Below are 14766 nucleotides of genomic sequence, written 5' to 3'. Positions count from 1 at the left end.
ATGTCGATCCACACGCAAGAGTCCGTCTCGGGCTTCGTCGCCTCAGAGCCGCAGCTGACGAACTCCACCAGCGGGAACCCGCGCCTCTACTTCCGCTTCGGACAGGAGCACTTTCGTCGCGAAGAGGACGGTACCTTCACACAGTTGGAGACGAGCTACCACCACCTCGTCATGTTCGGACGCTCGGCCGAACGCACATCCGCAAAGTTCGCGAAGGGCGACAACTTTCTCGCCGAGGGATACCAGCGGCCTGTGAGCTACGAGCGCGAAGGCCAGACAGTCGAAAGCGAAGAGTTCGTCGCGAAGCGCATTGGTCACGACACCGCACGCACCCGGTACGACGTCGACCGGTCACCTCGAGGTGCCGACCGGAACCGCGCGGCCAGCGAGCCTAGTCGTGCGTTTGACCCCCGAGCGCAGCCAGCCGTGAGCAACGCCCCGTCCCTCGGTCGCTAATCCAACGGGAACGTAACCATGGACGACGACAACGCCCTCAGCGAGGCCCCCGAGAGCATGCACGCTGAACCGCTTGAGCCCGATCTCGTTGCGGAGCCACCGCACCCGATCAACTGGAACTTGCTCACCTCGCACGACCTTGAGCAAGAACTCCTCGAGCTCAACCGCTGGGTGAACTGGCTCCGGCTGGAGTACGGCATCCCGGCGGCAGTGATTCCGCCGCTTTGGCACCGCCATCCAGAGCTGGTCTGGGAGCTGTCAGCGCTCCACCTGCACTGGCTCTGCGCATACGACGCCGAACAAGACGGATCGGCACCGCTGGGCTGGCATCGCGACTTCGCGGATGCTCGCCAGCGTTTGCGCGATTGGGTCGCGGTCAGTGGCACCCGCCTCGATCGGGACCGGCCGACGCGGCAGACTGTCTGGCCGGGGGAAGACCGCACCGTCGACATCGTCGAGCATGTCATCGCTGACCGAGACGCCGACTTCGTCGAGTTCGTCATCGAACAGGTCCAAGCGCGCCAGGCCGCAGAGGATGCGTTCTTCGCCACTATCGACGAACGCACCGGTGAGATCCCTGACTGAGATCGGTCGGGCGTTCAGGCCGCGACAAGCTCGACGGCTGCGTTCGCCCGCTCGGACACGCGCCTCGCGACAGCCTCGCGACGCCGAGCACGGAGCAGGAGCACCACGGCGACGGGTCCCGCCACGATGAACTTCATCGCGTTCCACAGGCACAGCAGGATGATGAGGTTCAGCCACCCCGGGGCGCCGTCACTGATCGCCGCGGAACACAGGCTGGCCGCGATCAAGTAAGGCACTGCGAGGAGCATCGCAGGAACGCCCCACTTCAGTCCGCGGCGACGTCGGATGCGGCGAAGAACGATGTTCGTAGGTGCGCACCGCTGCAGGACAGCATGGATGAAGATGCTGACCGTCCAGGTCGAACGAATCATGATGGGCCTCTCGTCACACGTCGTTCTCCGTCGAGGAAGCAGCATGTGTGTCGAGTGCCCGTGGAGGGCCGCCCCGAAGGGCCTGCAGAGTTGTGAACCTGCTTCACCTTCCAGGGTACGCCTGCTCTTCAGGAACCAAAAGGGCTGATCCTGCTCACCTTCTTATCGAGATCTCAACGCCCGGGAGGCTGTCATGCCCACGCTCTCGCACCTCGCCAAGGATGAGCGGAGTGCCCGGATGGTGCTCGCGCTGATCGGCGCTCCCAACGACACCGTGACCGGTGGTCTCCTCATGAGAGTCGGCGCGGTCGACCTGATCTCCCTCATCGAGCGTGACTCGTCGATCCCGGGTCTGGATCGTGTGGAAGCCGCGGTATGGCGACATCGCTTGCGATTGACTGCGAACCCTGATCACGTCGCATCGGGCATGGGCTCAGGAGGCGACTACCGGGTGCTGATCCCCGAGGATTCCGAATGGCCAACGGCCCTCAACGATCTCGGGGCACGGACCCCGTACGCGCTTTGGACGCGGGGACGTACTGAACTCCTCACCGCACCGCTCGCCCAGCGCATTACTGTGACGGGTGCACGGGCGGCAACTGGCTATGGTGTTCACGTCGCCGAGGAACTCTCCAGAGACCTCGCCGAGAGCGACAGAGTCCTCGTCGCCGGGGGTGCTTACGGAATCGAGGGATCCGCACACCGCGCGGCACTCATGCACGGAGACAACACAATCGCGGTTCTCGCTTCTGGCCTCGACCGCGCGTACCCCGTCGGTCACGCAGACCTGATCGAGAGCATCGCACACCGAGGGCTTGTGCTCACTGAGGCGCCACCTGCATCCGCTCCCACACGGCAGCGGTTTCTCGATCGTTCACGCACCCTCGCCGCGATGTCGGGAGCGACCGTCATCGTTGAAGCGGGATTCCGCTCGGGCACATTGCAGACGGCGAGAGAGGCTTCATTCCTCGGACGGTTCGTCGGCGCCGTTCCGGGACCGGTGACGAGCGCTGCCAGCGCCGGTACGAACCGTCTCCTTCAAAACGGTCGTGCCCGTGTCGTCACCTGCGGACCCGATGTCGTGCAAATGCTCGGGGACAACACGAGCGCCCCAGAGCGGAATGCGATCCGCCCGGGGGCACCTCATGTCGTCTCGCCGAACACTCGAGTGTTGTAGCGGTCACCCCGCCGTCGGGATCTCTACGACGAGACTCCGCCGCAGCTCGTCAATGTCGACGCGGATGAGTCGTCCGACCCGGTATCCCCGGACAGTGCCGTCGGAGATTCGACGTCGGATCGTCTTGACCGAGACGCCCAAGCTCTCAGCCGCGATCGCCAGGGAGACCAATCCGGTGTCGTGCTCCTCGGAGCGAGTTCGAACAGTCATGGCGCTACCTCCCCGTGAGTGGACTCGTGTCACTTCACAGGTGTCCGCGCCTGTCCGCTTAGGTCTCCTCATCCTCCTTCAGCGCGCGGGCGATGTTCTCGGCAACTCGGTCGCTCATTCGATTCGCCAGCTCGCGATCACGGTCCATCGTGGCGTGCTGGTACCGCAGCACGATTCGAATATCCGCGTGCCCGCCCCGACGCATCAGCTCAGCGAGCGTCGCACCTTCCTGAGCGAAGATTGTCAGGCCCGTGTGTCGCAGGTCGTGAAAGCGGAAGCGATGCGGCAAGCCGTCGACGCCGTCTCGCGCGTCGGCCCAGACGTACCCCCAGCGAGTGTTCGAGAGCGGCATACTGCCCCTGACGCTCGCCGGAACGACCGGCGCTTTGGCTTCGGCGTCGACGTTGTCGGCCAGGTGTTGCTTGAGTCGAACGGTCATGAGCTTCGGGATACTGAGCGACCGTTTGCCTGCATCGCTCTTGGTGTCGGTGTAGTCACCAGTGTTGGCGTTCAGCTGACGACGCACATGCAGGGTTGCGCTGCCGTCATCGTGCCACTCGATGTCGCGCCGTTGGAGTCCCAGGCACTCCCCGCGACGCAGCTGGCACCAGGCGGCAAGCGGCACCATGATCGCCCACTGCTCGGGAACCGCCGCGGATGCGCTCGGCCTCGGCTCCACGACATCCTCACCTTCGTCGTGGTCAGAATCGTGACGCACCGACTCCTGACGCGGAATGGAGATGCTCGGTGCCGCAGGGATGATCCCGTCGCGGGCCGCCTGGCGCAAGATCATCATGAGCACGATCAACACCGGCCGCGTGATCCCGTTGAACTTCGACTTCGGATTCAACGGCGCAGGGATCTGGTCGAGTCGCTGCGTCATCACTCGGATGCGGTCCACGTCGATCTCCCTCACCGGAGTGTCACCGAACTCCGGAATGAGGTAACCGCTGACCTTGCTCTGATACGAGCGGACGGTTGCGATTGCCCGAATCTTGCCGCTGCGATTGCGCTCTGTCTTGATCATCTGTACCCATCGCTCCGAGTACTCCTCGAACCCGATCGACCGCGCATTCTCCGCAGCGGCTTCGGCGCGGTTCTGTGCCGCTACGGCCGCTGGCGGTATCCACTGGCCGAGCGAGATCTTCGTGTGCACGGCGGCAAGCCATGTCCGCGCGTCCGTCTTCGTGAGGAACGTCAGCGCTTTGTCATCGTCGGTCCGGGCTGTGTGCGTCTCTCCATCTGGCCCCGAGTACCGAACTTGCCAACGCCCCGACGGAAGCTTGCGCAACCGTCCCCAGGCTTCGCGCTTTGCTGTGCTCATCGTGCTCTCCCGTGGACTCGAACGGACGGGCGTGGACCGTCGTGCCCCTCCGTGCCCCTCGATTCGCACGGACGCCGAGTTCCCGGGGATTCCGCGGGACTTGAGCCTTTCCATACGACACAAGGGGCACGATGGGGCACGACCTCTGAGGTACGTCGGACCCGGTTTCTGTCCGGTGGACACCTCCTCGTACAGCTCGAAGGTGCGCTTGTGCCCTCCGCGTGCCCCACCGAATGGGTATGCCTGGTCATCTCTGTCCTCCTTTGTCATTTCGAAGAGGGCACGAACAAGGCCCGGAACCGCGAGATCTCGCGGTTCCGGGCCTCTGACCAGCTGTTTCGCTGGGATGTCAGAGAGTAACTCTCAGAAGTCCCAGTCGTCGTCTTCCGTGGCCTCGGCCTTGCCGATGACGTACGACGAGCCCGACCCACTGAAGAAGTCATGGTTCTCGTCGGCGTTCGGCGAGAGCGCCGACAGGATGGCCGGGTTCACGTTCGTGACACTCGAGGGGAACATCGCCTCGTAGCCCAGGTTCATCAAGGCCTTGTTGGCGTTGTAGTGCAGGAACTTCTTGACGTCTTCGGTCAGACCGACACCGTCGTAGAGGTCCTGCGTGTACTGCACCTCGTTGTCGTAGAGCTCGTACATGAGCGAGAACGTGTAGTCCTTGAGCTCATCGCGACGCGCCTGGGTCTCGTTCTCGAGGCCCTTCTGGAACTTGTAGCCGATGTAGTACCCGTGCACGGCCTCGTCCCGGATGATGAGGCGGATCAGGTCGGCCGTGTTCGTCAGCTTCGCCTTCGACGACCAGTAGATCGGCAGGTAGAACCCCGAGTAGAACAGGAACGACTCCAGCAGGGTGGAGGCCACCTTGCGCTTGAGCGGGTCATCGCCCTGGTAGTAGTCCATGATGATCTGAGCCTTCTTCTGAAGGTTCGGGTTCTCCGTGGACCAGCGGAACGCCTCGTCGATCTCCTTCGTCGACGCGAGGGTCGAGAAGATCGAGGAGTAGCTCTTCGCGTGCACCGACTCCATGAACGCGATGTTCGTGTAGACGGCCTCTTCGTGAGGCGTGATCGCGTCGGGGATCAGCGACACCGCACCGACGGTGCCCTGGATCGTGTCGAGGAGCGTGAGCCCCGTGAACACCCGCATGGTGAGCAGCTGCTCGTCGGGGGTGAGCGTGTTCCACGACTGCACGTCGTTCGACAGCGGCACCTTCTCCGGCAGCCAGAAATTGTTCACCAGACGGTTCCAGACCTCGAGGTCCTTGTCGTCTTGGATGCGGTTCCAGTTGATCGCCTGCACGCTGGAGACCAGCTTGAGTCTTTCGGGAGTCATTTTCTTCGTCGTTCCTCGGGGTTCGGCCGCGTTCTCAGGTCAGCAACAGGTCAGAGCATGCACGAGACGCACTCGGCCATGTCGGTGCCCTCGAGCGCCAGCTGACGCAGACGGATGTAGTAGATCGTCTTGATGCCCTTGCGCCATGCGTAGATCTGCGCCTTGTTGATGTCACGCGTGGTGGCGGTGTCCTTGAAGAACAGCGTCAGCGACAGACCCTGGTCGACGTGCTGCGTGGCCGCGGCGTACGTGTCGATGACCTTCTCGTAGCCGATCTCGTACGCGTCCTGGTAGTACTCCAGGTTGTCGTTCGTCATGAACGCCGCCGGGTAGTAGACGCGGCCGAGCTTGCCTTCCTTGCGGATCTCGATCTTCGACGCGATCGGGTGGATCGACGACGTGGAGTTGTTGATGTACGAGATCGAGCCGGTCGGCGGCACCGCCTGCAGGTTCTGGTTGTAGATGCCGTGCTTCTGGATCGACGCCTTCAGCTCGGCCCAGTCGTCCTGCGTCGGGATGTGCTTGCCGGCGAAGAGCTCCTTGACCTTCTCGGTCTCGGGAACCCAGGCGCGGTCGATGTACTTGTCGAAGAACTCCCCCGACGCGTAGGTCGAGTCCGCGAACCCGTCGAACGCCGTCCCGCGCTCGATCGCGAGCTTGTTCGATGCGCGCAGAGCGTGGAACAGCACCGTGTAGAAGTAGATGTTCGTGAAGTCGATGCCCTCTTCGGAGCCGTAGTACACGTGCTCGCGAGCGAGGTAGCCATGCAGGTTCATCTGACCGAGGCCGATCGCGTGCGACCGGTCGTTGCCGTCCTCGATCGAACGCACCGAGCCGATGTGGCTCTGGTCGCTCACCGCGGTGAGCGCACGGATCGCGGTCTCGACCGTCTGGCCGAGGTCGTCGGCGTCCATCGACAGCGCGATGTTCATCGATCCGAGGTTGCAGGAGATGTCCTTGCCGATCTCCTTGTACGACAGGTCGTCGTTGTAGGTGGTCGGCGTGTTCACCTGCAGGATCTCGCTGCAGAGGTTGGACATGTTGATCCGACCCTTGATCGGGTTGGCCTTATTGACCGTGTCCTCGAACATGACGTACGGGTAGCCCGACTCGAACTGGATCTCGGCGACGGTCTGGAAGAACTCACGCGCGTTGATCTTGGTCTTCTTGATGCGCGGGTCGTCGACCATCTCGCGGTACTTCTCGGTGACCGAGATGTCGCCGAACGGGACGCCGTAGACCTTCTCGACGTCGTACGGCGAGAACAGGTACATGTCCTCGTCGTTCTTGGCGAGCTCGAACGTGATGTCCGGCACCACGACGCCGAGCGACAGCGTCTTGATGCGGATCTTCTCGTCGGCGTTCTCGCGCTTGGTGTCGAGGAAGCGCATGATGTCGGGGTGGTGGGCGTTGAGGTACACCGCACCGGCACCCTGACGTGCGCCGAGCTGGTTGGCGTAGCTGAAGCTGTCTTCGAGGAGCTTCATGACCGGGATGATGCCCGAGGACTGGTTCTCGATCTGCTTGATCGGCGCACCCGACTCGCGGATGTTCGACAGCAGCAGGGCCACGCCGCCGCCGCGCTTGGAGAGCTGCAGCGCGGAGTTGATGCCGCGGGCGATCGACTCCATGTTGTCCTCGATGCGCAGCAGGAAGCAGCTGACGAGTTCGCCGCGCTGCGCCTTGCCGGCGTTGAGGAAGGTCGGGGTGGCCGGCTGGAAGCGGCCGGAGATGATCTCCTCGACCAGGGCGACGGCGAGCTTCTCGTCGCCGTCGGCCAGACCGAGGGCGGTCATGACGACGCGGTCTTCGAAGCGCTCGAGGTAGCGCTTGCCGTCGAACGTCTTCAGCGTGTAGCTCGTGTAGTACTTGAACGCGCCGAGGAACGTCTCGAAGCGGAACTTCTTGCCGTAGGCGAGGTCGTTGAGCTTCTGGATGAACTCCATCGAGTACTTCTCGATGACGGCACCCTCGTAGTACTCCTTCTCCACGAGGTAGTCCAGGCGCTCCTTGAGCGAGTGGAAGAACACCGTGTTCTGGTTCACGTGCTGCAGGAAGTACTCCCGCGCGGCGCGCTTGTCGGCGTCGAACTGGATCTTGCCGTTCGCGTCGTACAGGTTGAGCATCGCGTTGAGGGCGTGATAGTCGAGACCCTCGTAGGAGGGGTTCGCCTTGAATGCCACTGTCTCGGTCACTGAAGCTGCCACCGTCGTTCCAATCCGTCGCTCACGCGATCCACATCGTCTTGTGTGCCGAAGATCTCGAGCCGATACAAGTGAGGCACGTGGCACTTGCGGCTGATGATGTCGCCGGCGAGGCAGAAGGCATCGCCGAAGTTGGTGTTCCCTGCGGAGATCACTCCGCGGATGTGGCGTCGGTTGCGCTCGTCGTTGAGAAACCGGATCACCTGTTTCGGAACGGCGCCCTTCTCGACGCCGCGCCCCGCTCCCCCTCCGTAGGTGGGGGTGACCAGCACGAAGGGCTCGTCGATGACGAGGTCTTCTTCGTTCCGGTGGAGGGGGATGCGTCGGGACGGGAACCCGAGCTTCTCGATGAACCGCGCGGTGTTACCCGAGACGCTCGAGAAGTAGACCAGGAGCGGCGCTGCGGTCGCGACGGCGCTCATGGTTCGTCACGCCAGACGGGACGCGAGCTCGTCGATCTTGTCGGGACGGAAGCCCGACCAGTGGCCCTCGTCGGTGACGACGACGGGTGCCTGCATGTAGCCGAGCGCCTTGACCTGCTCGAGCGCCGTCGGGTCTTCCGACAGGTCGAGGACCTCGTACTCGATTCCCTTGGCATCCAGGGCACGGTAGGTGGCGTTGCACTGAACGCAGGAAGGCTTGGTGTAGACCGTGATCGACATCTTTTTCGTAACCCCTCAAATCTCTGGCCTGCTTCTCATCAGGCTGTTTCCCGGTAGACCCCCTGCCGGGACTTCAATACTACATATGGGGACCGACATTGGGGGCGACCACAAGGGGTAGTAGTTACATCCGTGTAGTTATCCACCGTTCTCAACAGATACAACACAGGTTCTCCACCGTTTCTTCCACAGGCGGAGCCCCCTTCCGGAGGCACGCGAACCGCGTGAAATCGCGGCTGGGAAGCCCCTGTGAGCGATCCATCCACAGGGGGCACGCTACGACGCCCCACCGACATTCGGATTCCTGTGGAAATCGGCCTCCGGCGTGTCGCGGGCGTGTCGCGGACGACCCCCTTCCGCACACGTCCGTGCGTGCCGGTACCGTTGTCTGGTGGCGGGATATCGGGATCTTCTTCGCACGCCGGGAGTGGCGCGCATGATCGCTGCTCAGCTGACCGCGCGCTTCCCCAACGGGATGATGTCGCTGGCGATCCTGCTGCATGTCGAGCAGCAGACCGGATCCTACGGTTCCGCCGGCCTGGTCCTCGCCGCGACCAGCGTCGGCCAGGCGATCGCCGGCCCCATCACCAGCCGTTGGATGGGCGCGTGGGGCATGCGTCGCGTGCTCACCCTCACCCTGTCGGTGTGCGTGGTGGCCGTGCTGTGCCTGGCTCTGCTTCCGCTCCAGGTGCCGGGGTACATGGCGCTCGGGATGATCGCGGGGCTCTCGACGCCGCCGGTGCAGGCCGCGGTGCGCACGATCTACCCCAAGCTCGTGAACTCCTCGAACCTCACTCCGCTGTTCTCGCTCGACGCCTCGCTGCAGGAGATCATCTGGGTGCTCGCTCCCGTCGTGATCACCCTCGTCTCGACCCAGATCGGCACCGCCGAGGGTCTGCTGCTGGTCGCGGTCATCCTCGTCGGCGGCGGTGCGTGGTTCATCCTCTCCCCCGAGGTCGGGCGGGTGCGCATCCCGCGCAGCCGGAACGCCCTGGGAAAGGTCGTGCTCAAACCACCCGTGCTGCTGGCGACCGTGATCGGCTTCCTTCTGATCGGGGCCTGCTCCGCCGTCGAGGTCGGCGTCGTCGCGACGTTCGAGCACGGAAGCCTCGCCGCCGGCCTCGTACTCGCCGTGTTCTCGGCGGGAAGCCTCGCCGGCGGGCTCGCGTTCGGCCACATCCCCATCGGCCCGTGGGCCATGGCGCGCCGCCTGCTGATCGTCACGATCGGCCTCGGGCTGACGATGGTCATGCTCAACGTGTTCTGGCTCGGCGGCACCCTCATCCTCGCCGGCATCGGCATCGCGCCCGCCCTGGCGGTGCTCTTCGCGATCACCTCTGCCAGTGTGAAGTTCAGCGAGACCGCTGAGGCCTTCGGATGGGCCGGCACCGGACAGCTGATCGGCGCCGCCGCCGGTTCCGCCGTCGCCGGCTTCCTCGTGGATGTGGGCGACTGGCGCGGCGCCTACCTCGCCGCCACCCTCTTCGCCGCGGTCGGACTGATCGTGGCCGTCGTCTTCGTCCGTTCCTTCCCCGACCTGCGTCACCGCGACGCGAGCCCGCATCCCGACACCGAACCCCTGGCGGTCACCCCCTCATGAGCTCTCCCTCCTCCTCGACGCCCGTCCCCGAGATCGTCTGCATCGGCGAGACCATGGCGCTGATCACTCCGACGGATTCCCGGCTCGCCGATGCCGCCCAGGCGTCGGTCGGACTCGCCGGCGCGGAGTCCAACGTGGCCGCCGGTGTCGCCTCGACCGGGCACCGCGTCGCCTGGGCGTCGCGCCTCGGGGCAGATCCCCTCGGAGACCGCATCGCCACCGAGCTCGAACGCCGCGGAGTAGAGCTGTGGGTCGAGCGCGACGACGCCGCTCCGACCGGGGTCATGTTCAAGGACCCGGGGGCCGAGTCCTCCTCGGTCTACTACTACCGCAGCGGATCGGCGGCTTCGCGCATGGAGCAGGGGATCCTGGACCCCGCTCGCCTCGACGGCGTGCGCATCGTGCACACGACCGGGATCACGCCGGCACTGTCGGCCTCGTGCCGGCAGATGGTCGACCGGCTCTTCGCCGATGCGCGCACGGCCGGCGCCCTCGTGTCGTTCGACGTGAACGACCGTCGCCCGCTGTGGAGCAGAGAAGACGCCGCCGAGACCCTCGCCCGTCTCGCGGACGCCGCGGACATCACCTTCGTCGGCCGCGATGAGGCCGAGCGCATCTGGGGCACGGTCACCCCCGCAGAGATCCGCGCGTTCCTGCCGAACTGCGCCCTGCTCGTCGTCAAGGACGGCGATGTCGGCGCCACAGCGTTCGACGGCGACGCCGAACCGGTCTTCGTCCCTGCTCCCGTGGTCGACGTCGTCGAGCCGGTCGGCGCCGGAGATGCCTTCGCCTCCGGTTTCCTCGCGGCGACCCTCGACGGAGAAGACCTCGCCGCTCGCCTGTCCGCCGGCCACGCGGCCGCCGAGCGCGTGCTGACCATCGCCGCCGACCTCCCCCCGCTGGTGTCGCTGCGCTGACCGCGCGCGAGACCGGGCTCCGGAGACCCCGGTAGGTCCCCGGTCGTAGGCTGGTGGCATGGCCGCACCGCTCACTCTCCCCCGCCTCGCGTGGGGGTCGCCGTCGTCCTCGCGTCGCGCCCTTCTGGTCCACGGCCTCGGGTCCTCGGGTGCGCTGATGTGGCGTCTCGGCGACGCCCTCGCCGACGCGGGCTGGCACGCGACCGCCATCGACCTCCGCGGTCATGGCGACGCTCCGCGATCCCTCGATTACTCGGTCGCCGCCTATGGCGCCGACCTCGCCGAGACCCTCCCCGCGGGAACAGGCGCCTGGGATGCCGTCATCGGCCACTCGCTCGGCGGCGCGGCGAGCACGGTCGCCGCGGCTGCGAACCCGGAATGGACCCGGCGCCTCGTGCTCATCGACCCGGCGATACACGTGGACGGCCGGGACGCGGCGATCGTCCGCCGGAGCCAGGAGCGCGCGTTCGCCGACACCCGGCTCGAGGTCGTGCAGCAGGAGCACCCCCACTGGCACCCGCAGGATCAGGAGCTCAAGGTCGACGCGGTCCGGCGCGCGAGCGCCTGGGCGGTGGAGCAGACGAGCGCGCAGAACCAGCCGTGGGACGTGCGTGCCGACGCCGCGCGTCTGACCGTTCCCACGCATGTGATCGGCGCCGACCCCGCGGTCTACAGCATCTTCACGGGACCACTCGCCGAAGAGGTGCTCGCCGCGAACCCCCTCATCTCCGTCTCTGTGGTGGAGGGGGCAGGGCACTCCCTGCACCGCGACCGCCCCGAGGAATCCGTCCGTCAGCTTCTGGAGGCACTGGCATGAGCACGTTCGATCCCGCAGCGTTCCTTCCCCACGACCTTCTCGAGCGCATCCGCGAGCGGGCTCCGATCCACGACCGCGAGAACACCTTCCCCCAGGACGACCTCGACGAACTGCGGGCGGCGGGGTACCTGTCGATCCTGGTGCCGCGCGAGCGCGGGGGCGCGGGACTCGGGCTCCCCGAAGCCGCGATTCTGCAGCAGCGACTCGCGGGCGCGGCACCGGCCACAGCTCTGGCCATCAACATGCACCTCGTGTGGACGGGCGTCGCGAAGGTCTTCTCCGATCGCGGAGTCCCCGGCCTCGAGTTCGTGCAGGACGGAGCCGCCGCCGGCGAGGTCTTCGCGTTCGGCATCAGCGAGGGCGGCAACGACCTCGTGCTGTTCGGCAGCGACACCTCAGCCGTGCCCGACGGCGACGGCGGCTACTCCTTCACCGGGACGAAGATCTTCACCTCTCTCGCGCCGGTCTGGACGCGTCTGGGCCTGCACGGTCTCGACACCACCAGCTCCGATGCCCCGAAGCTCGTCTTCGCCTTCGTGGAGCGGACCGACGCGGTCACCACCTCCGACGACTGGGACACCCTCGGCATGCGAGGCACGCAGAGCAGGACGACGCGGTTGAACGGCGCGGTGGCCGACGCCGCCCACGTCGTGCGGCGCATCGACCCCGGCCCCAGCCCGGACCCGATCGTGTTCGGGATCTTCTCGGTGTTCGAGATCCTGCTCGCCTCCGTCTACACGGGCATCGCCCGCCGAGCGCTCGAGCTCGCGGTGACCACGGCGCAGAAGCGGCACTCGAAGAAGACCGGGCTCGCCTACAGCCAGGACCCCGACATCCGCTGGCGCATCGCGGACATGGCCATCGCCTACGACGCGCTGCCCCCGCAGATCGCCGCGCTCGCACGCGATGTGGATGAGCGCGTGGACCACGGTGCGCGCTGGTTCCCGCAGCTCTCCGGGGTCAAGCACCGGGCGATCACGATGGCGAAGAACGTCGTCGACGAGGCGATGCTCGTCGCCGGAGGTGGCTCGTACTTCTCAGCCAATGAGCTCTCGCGCCTCTACCGCGATGTCTTGGCCGGAGCGTTCCACCCATCCGACCCCGAATCCGCGCACTCGACGGCCGCGAGCGCCTGGCTGGGGCCGCTCGAGAACTGATTTTCTTGCCGATTCCGCTGGACGAATGGCCAGATTCCACGAAATCGGTTGCTCAGGGCATCGTGGGGTGCGAGGATCGCACCATGAGTCCGGCGAAGAAGCACCCTTCCCTCGACGCGGTCTCGAAGACGATCGTCGAGCTGCTCCAGGAGGACGGACGACGTTCGTACTCCGAGATCGGCCGCACCGTCGGGATGAGCGAAGCCGCCGTGCGCCAGCGCGTGCAGCGGCTCACCGAGTCCGGCGTGATGCAGATCGTCGCCGTCACCGACCCGATGCAGTTGGGCTTCCACCGCCAGGCCATGATCGGCGTGCGCGTGTCCGGTGACGCGCGCCGCGTCGCCGAGGCCATCGCCGCGATCGACGCCGTCGACTACGTGGTCATCACGGTCGGGTCCTTCGATGTCCTCGCCGAGGTGGTCTGCGAGGACGACGACGACCTGCTCGCGCTGATCAACGATGTCATCCGCCCGATCGACGGCGTCCTCTCCACCGAAACCTTCATCTACGCCAAGCTGCAGAAGCAGCTCTACAACTGGGGGACCAGATGAGCACCGCACGCACCATCCCTTCCGAGTCCGCACTGCAGACGATGGCCAAGGACCATCTCTGGATGCACTTCACCCGGCAGTCCACGATGGCCGAGTCGGGCGTGCCCATCATCGTCAAGGGCGACGGCCACCGCATCTGGGACGCCAAGGGCAAGGAGTACTTCGACGGACTGGCCGGCCTCTTCGTCGTGAACGCAGGGCACGGTCGACGTCGACTGGCCGAGGCTGCCGCGGCGCAGGCATCCGAACTCGCGTTCTTCCCCCTCTGGTCGTACGCGCACCCGGCCGCGATCGAGCTGGCGGATCGGCTCGCCGACGAGGCACCGGGCGACCTCAACAAGGTCTTCTTCTCGACGGGCGGCGGTGAGGCTGTCGAGACCGCGTTCAAGCTCGCCAAGCACTACTGGAAGCTGCAGGGCAAGCCCGCCAAGCACAAGGTCATCTCGCGGTCGGTGGCCTATCACGGCACGCCGCAGGGCGCCCTGGCGATCACCGGCATCCCCGCGATGAAGTCGATGTTCGAGCCGATCACCCCCGGTGGCTTCCGCGTGCCCAACACGAACTTCTACCGCGCGGCCGAGATGGGCGGGCCCGCCGACGACCTCGAGGCGTTCGGACGGTGGGCGGCCGACCGCATCGAGGAGATGATCCTCTTCGAAGGCGCCGACACGGTCGCCGCGGTCTTCCTGGAGCCGGTGCAGAACTCCGGCGGATGCTTCCCGCCCCCTCCCGGTTACTTCGCCAGGGTGCGCGAGATCTGCGACCGCCACGACGTGCTGCTCGTCTCGGACGAGGTCATCTGCGCCTTCGGCCGTCTCGGCCACACGTTCGCCTGCACGGGGCTCGGCTTTGTGCCCGACATGATCACGTGCGCCAAGGGTATGACCAGCGGCTACTCCCCCATCGGCGCGACGATCGTCAGCGACCGCATCTACGAGCCGTTCTCGAAGGGCGACCTGTCCTTCCCGCACGGCTACACGTTCGGTGGACACCCGGTATCGGCCGCGGTGGCGCTGGAGAACCTCGCGATCTTCGACGAAGAGGGACTGAACGCCCACGTGCGGGAGAACTCCCCGCTGTTCCGTGCAGAGCTCGAGAAGCTGCTCGACCTGCCGCTGGTCGGCGACGTGCGCGGCGACGGCTACTTCTTCGGCATCGAGCTCGTGAAGGACAAGGGCACGAAGGAGACGTTCGACGACGCCGAGTCGGAGCGGCTGCTGCGCGGCTTCCTCTCCCCCGCGCTGTTCGAGGCCGGGCTCTACTGCCGCGCCGACGACCGTGGCGACCCCGTGATCCAGCTCGCTCCGCCGCTCACGGTCGGGCCATCCGAGTTCCGCGAGATCGAGCAGATCCTGCGGGATGTGCTGACGCGCGCACAGTCTGTCCTCTGACCG

General features: G+C 65.8%; 16 protein-coding genes. 9 read left to right on the top strand and 7 right to left on the bottom strand.

Going from position 1 to position 14766, the window contains the following annotated elements; genetic code table 11:
- Nucleotides 1–456: a single-stranded DNA-binding protein gene (locus RN51_RS07615; RefSeq protein ID WP_045263447.1), complete on the top strand. Its 456-nt coding sequence runs from the start codon at nucleotides 1–3 to the stop codon at nucleotides 454–456.
- Nucleotides 457–513: 57 nt separating this feature from the next.
- Nucleotides 514–1041: a hypothetical protein gene (locus tag RN51_RS07610; RefSeq protein ID WP_045263488.1), complete on the top strand. Its 528-nt coding sequence runs from the start codon at nucleotides 514–516 to the stop codon at nucleotides 1039–1041.
- 14 nt (nucleotides 1042–1055) lie between these two features.
- On the opposite strand, the gene RN51_RS07605 is transcribed toward RN51_RS07610, so the two are convergent.
- Complete coding sequence (locus RN51_RS07605) at nucleotides 1056–1412, bottom strand: hypothetical protein (RefSeq protein ID WP_045263446.1); 357 nt, start codon at nucleotides 1410–1412, stop codon at nucleotides 1056–1058.
- A 193-nt stretch (nucleotides 1413–1605) separates the two neighbouring features.
- Here RN51_RS07605 and RN51_RS07600 point away from each other — a divergent pair, with 193 nt between their 5' ends.
- Entirely contained in the window at nucleotides 1606–2589 is a 984-nt protein-coding gene (locus RN51_RS07600; RefSeq protein ID WP_045263445.1) for a DNA-processing protein DprA, read from the top strand.
- 3 nt (nucleotides 2590–2592) lie between these two features.
- On the opposite strand, the gene RN51_RS07595 is transcribed toward RN51_RS07600, so the two are convergent.
- From RN51_RS07595 to nrdH, 6 genes are all read right to left on the bottom strand, one after another.
- Nucleotides 2593–2799 (bottom strand): excisionase family DNA-binding protein, encoded by a 207-nt coding sequence (locus RN51_RS07595; protein WP_045263444.1) that lies wholly within the window; start codon nucleotides 2797–2799, stop codon nucleotides 2593–2595.
- A 58-nt stretch (nucleotides 2800–2857) separates the two neighbouring features.
- Nucleotides 2858–4123, bottom strand: a complete 1266-nt coding sequence (locus RN51_RS07590) for a tyrosine-type recombinase/integrase (RefSeq protein WP_045263443.1) — start codon at nucleotides 4121–4123, stop codon at nucleotides 2858–2860.
- Nucleotides 4124–4486: 363 nt separating this feature from the next.
- Nucleotides 4487–5464 carry a class 1b ribonucleoside-diphosphate reductase subunit beta gene (nrdF, locus tag RN51_RS07585; protein ID WP_045263442.1) on the bottom strand — a complete coding sequence of 326 codons (978 nt, stop codon included), beginning with the start codon at nucleotides 5462–5464 and terminating at the stop codon, nucleotides 4487–4489.
- 50 nt (nucleotides 5465–5514) lie between these two features.
- Nucleotides 5515–7659 (bottom strand): class 1b ribonucleoside-diphosphate reductase subunit alpha, encoded by a 2145-nt coding sequence (gene nrdE / locus RN51_RS07580; protein WP_045263441.1) that lies wholly within the window; start codon nucleotides 7657–7659, stop codon nucleotides 5515–5517.
- Nucleotides 7656–8090 carry a class Ib ribonucleoside-diphosphate reductase assembly flavoprotein NrdI gene (gene nrdI, locus RN51_RS07575; protein ID WP_045263440.1) on the bottom strand — a complete coding sequence of 145 codons (435 nt, stop codon included), beginning with the start codon at nucleotides 8088–8090 and terminating at the stop codon, nucleotides 7656–7658. The genes nrdE and nrdI overlap by 4 nt, the downstream gene beginning before the upstream one ends.
- A 6-nt stretch (nucleotides 8091–8096) precedes the next feature.
- Nucleotides 8097–8330 (bottom strand): glutaredoxin-like protein NrdH, encoded by a 234-nt coding sequence (gene nrdH, locus RN51_RS07570; RefSeq protein WP_045263439.1) that lies wholly within the window; start codon nucleotides 8328–8330, stop codon nucleotides 8097–8099.
- Nucleotides 8331–8721: 391 nt separating this feature from the next.
- Between nrdH and RN51_RS07565 the strand changes: the two genes are divergently transcribed.
- From RN51_RS07565 to RN51_RS07540, 6 genes are all read left to right on the top strand, one after another.
- Entirely contained in the window at nucleotides 8722–9930 is a 1209-nt protein-coding gene (locus tag RN51_RS07565; RefSeq protein ID WP_197073204.1) for an MFS transporter, read from the top strand.
- Nucleotides 9927–10847 (top strand): sugar kinase, encoded by a 921-nt coding sequence (locus tag RN51_RS07560; RefSeq protein ID WP_045263437.1) that lies wholly within the window; start codon nucleotides 9927–9929, stop codon nucleotides 10845–10847. The genes RN51_RS07565 and RN51_RS07560 overlap by 4 nt, the downstream gene beginning before the upstream one ends.
- Nucleotides 10848–10905: 58 nt before the next feature.
- A complete protein-coding gene (locus RN51_RS07555; protein ID WP_045263436.1) occupies nucleotides 10906–11664 on the top strand; it encodes an alpha/beta fold hydrolase in 759 nt (252 codons plus the stop codon).
- A complete protein-coding gene (locus RN51_RS07550) occupies nucleotides 11661–12821 on the top strand; it encodes an acyl-CoA dehydrogenase family protein (RefSeq protein ID WP_045263435.1) in 1161 nt (386 codons plus the stop codon). The genes RN51_RS07555 and RN51_RS07550 overlap by 4 nt, the downstream gene beginning before the upstream one ends.
- Nucleotides 12822–12904: 83 nt before the next feature.
- The gene (locus RN51_RS07545; RefSeq protein WP_045263434.1) at nucleotides 12905–13372 is read left to right on the top strand and encodes an Lrp/AsnC family transcriptional regulator; all 468 of its coding nucleotides are present in this window, start codon (nucleotides 12905–12907) and stop codon (nucleotides 13370–13372) included.
- Nucleotides 13369–14763, top strand: a complete 1395-nt coding sequence (locus tag RN51_RS07540; protein WP_045263433.1) for an aspartate aminotransferase family protein — start codon at nucleotides 13369–13371, stop codon at nucleotides 14761–14763. Before RN51_RS07545 ends, RN51_RS07540 begins: the two co-directional genes overlap by 4 nt.
- The last annotated feature ends 3 nt before the right edge of the window (nucleotides 14764–14766 follow it).

The sequence above is a fragment of the Microbacterium oxydans genome, assembly GCF_000956405.1.
Lineage (GTDB): Bacteria > Actinomycetota > Actinomycetes > Actinomycetales > Microbacteriaceae > Microbacterium > Microbacterium oxydans_C.
Note: the sequence above shows the minus strand (reverse complement) of the source record. Positions and strands in the feature narration are given on the sequence as shown.

What these genes read in the sequence shown, in the direction of transcription:
- RN51_RS07615 (WP_045263447.1), top strand. Translation starts at nt 1, where the DNA reads ATGTCGATCCACACGCAAGAGTCCGTCTCGGGCTTCGTCGCCTCAGAG.
- RN51_RS07610 (WP_045263488.1), top strand. Translation starts at nt 514, where the DNA reads ATGCACGCTGAACCGCTTGAGCCCGATCTCGTTGCGGAGCCACCGCAC.
- RN51_RS07605 (WP_045263446.1), bottom strand. Translation starts at nt 1,412, where the DNA reads ATGATTCGTTCGACCTGGACGGTCAGCATCTTCATCCATGCTGTCCTG.
- RN51_RS07600 (WP_045263445.1), top strand. Translation starts at nt 1,606, where the DNA reads ATGCCCACGCTCTCGCACCTCGCCAAGGATGAGCGGAGTGCCCGGATG.
- RN51_RS07595 (WP_045263444.1), bottom strand. Translation starts at nt 2,799, where the DNA reads ATGACTGTTCGAACTCGCTCCGAGGAGCACGACACCGGATTGGTCTCC.
- RN51_RS07590 (WP_045263443.1), bottom strand. Translation starts at nt 4,123, where the DNA reads ATGAGCACAGCAAAGCGCGAAGCCTGGGGACGGTTGCGCAAGCTTCCG.
- nrdF (WP_045263442.1), bottom strand. Translation starts at nt 5,464, where the DNA reads ATGACTCCCGAAAGACTCAAGCTGGTCTCCAGCGTGCAGGCGATCAAC.
- nrdI (WP_045263440.1), bottom strand. Translation starts at nt 8,090, where the DNA reads ATGAGCGCCGTCGCGACCGCAGCGCCGCTCCTGGTCTACTTCTCGAGC.
- nrdH (WP_045263439.1), bottom strand. Translation starts at nt 8,330, where the DNA reads ATGTCGATCACGGTCTACACCAAGCCTTCCTGCGTTCAGTGCAACGCC.
- RN51_RS07560 (WP_045263437.1), top strand. Translation starts at nt 9,927, where the DNA reads ATGAGCTCTCCCTCCTCCTCGACGCCCGTCCCCGAGATCGTCTGCATC.
- RN51_RS07555 (WP_045263436.1), top strand. Translation starts at nt 10,906, where the DNA reads ATGGCCGCACCGCTCACTCTCCCCCGCCTCGCGTGGGGGTCGCCGTCG.
- RN51_RS07550 (WP_045263435.1), top strand. Translation starts at nt 11,661, where the DNA reads ATGAGCACGTTCGATCCCGCAGCGTTCCTTCCCCACGACCTTCTCGAG.
- RN51_RS07545 (WP_045263434.1), top strand. Translation starts at nt 12,905, where the DNA reads ATGAGTCCGGCGAAGAAGCACCCTTCCCTCGACGCGGTCTCGAAGACG.
- RN51_RS07540 (WP_045263433.1), top strand. Translation starts at nt 13,369, where the DNA reads ATGAGCACCGCACGCACCATCCCTTCCGAGTCCGCACTGCAGACGATG.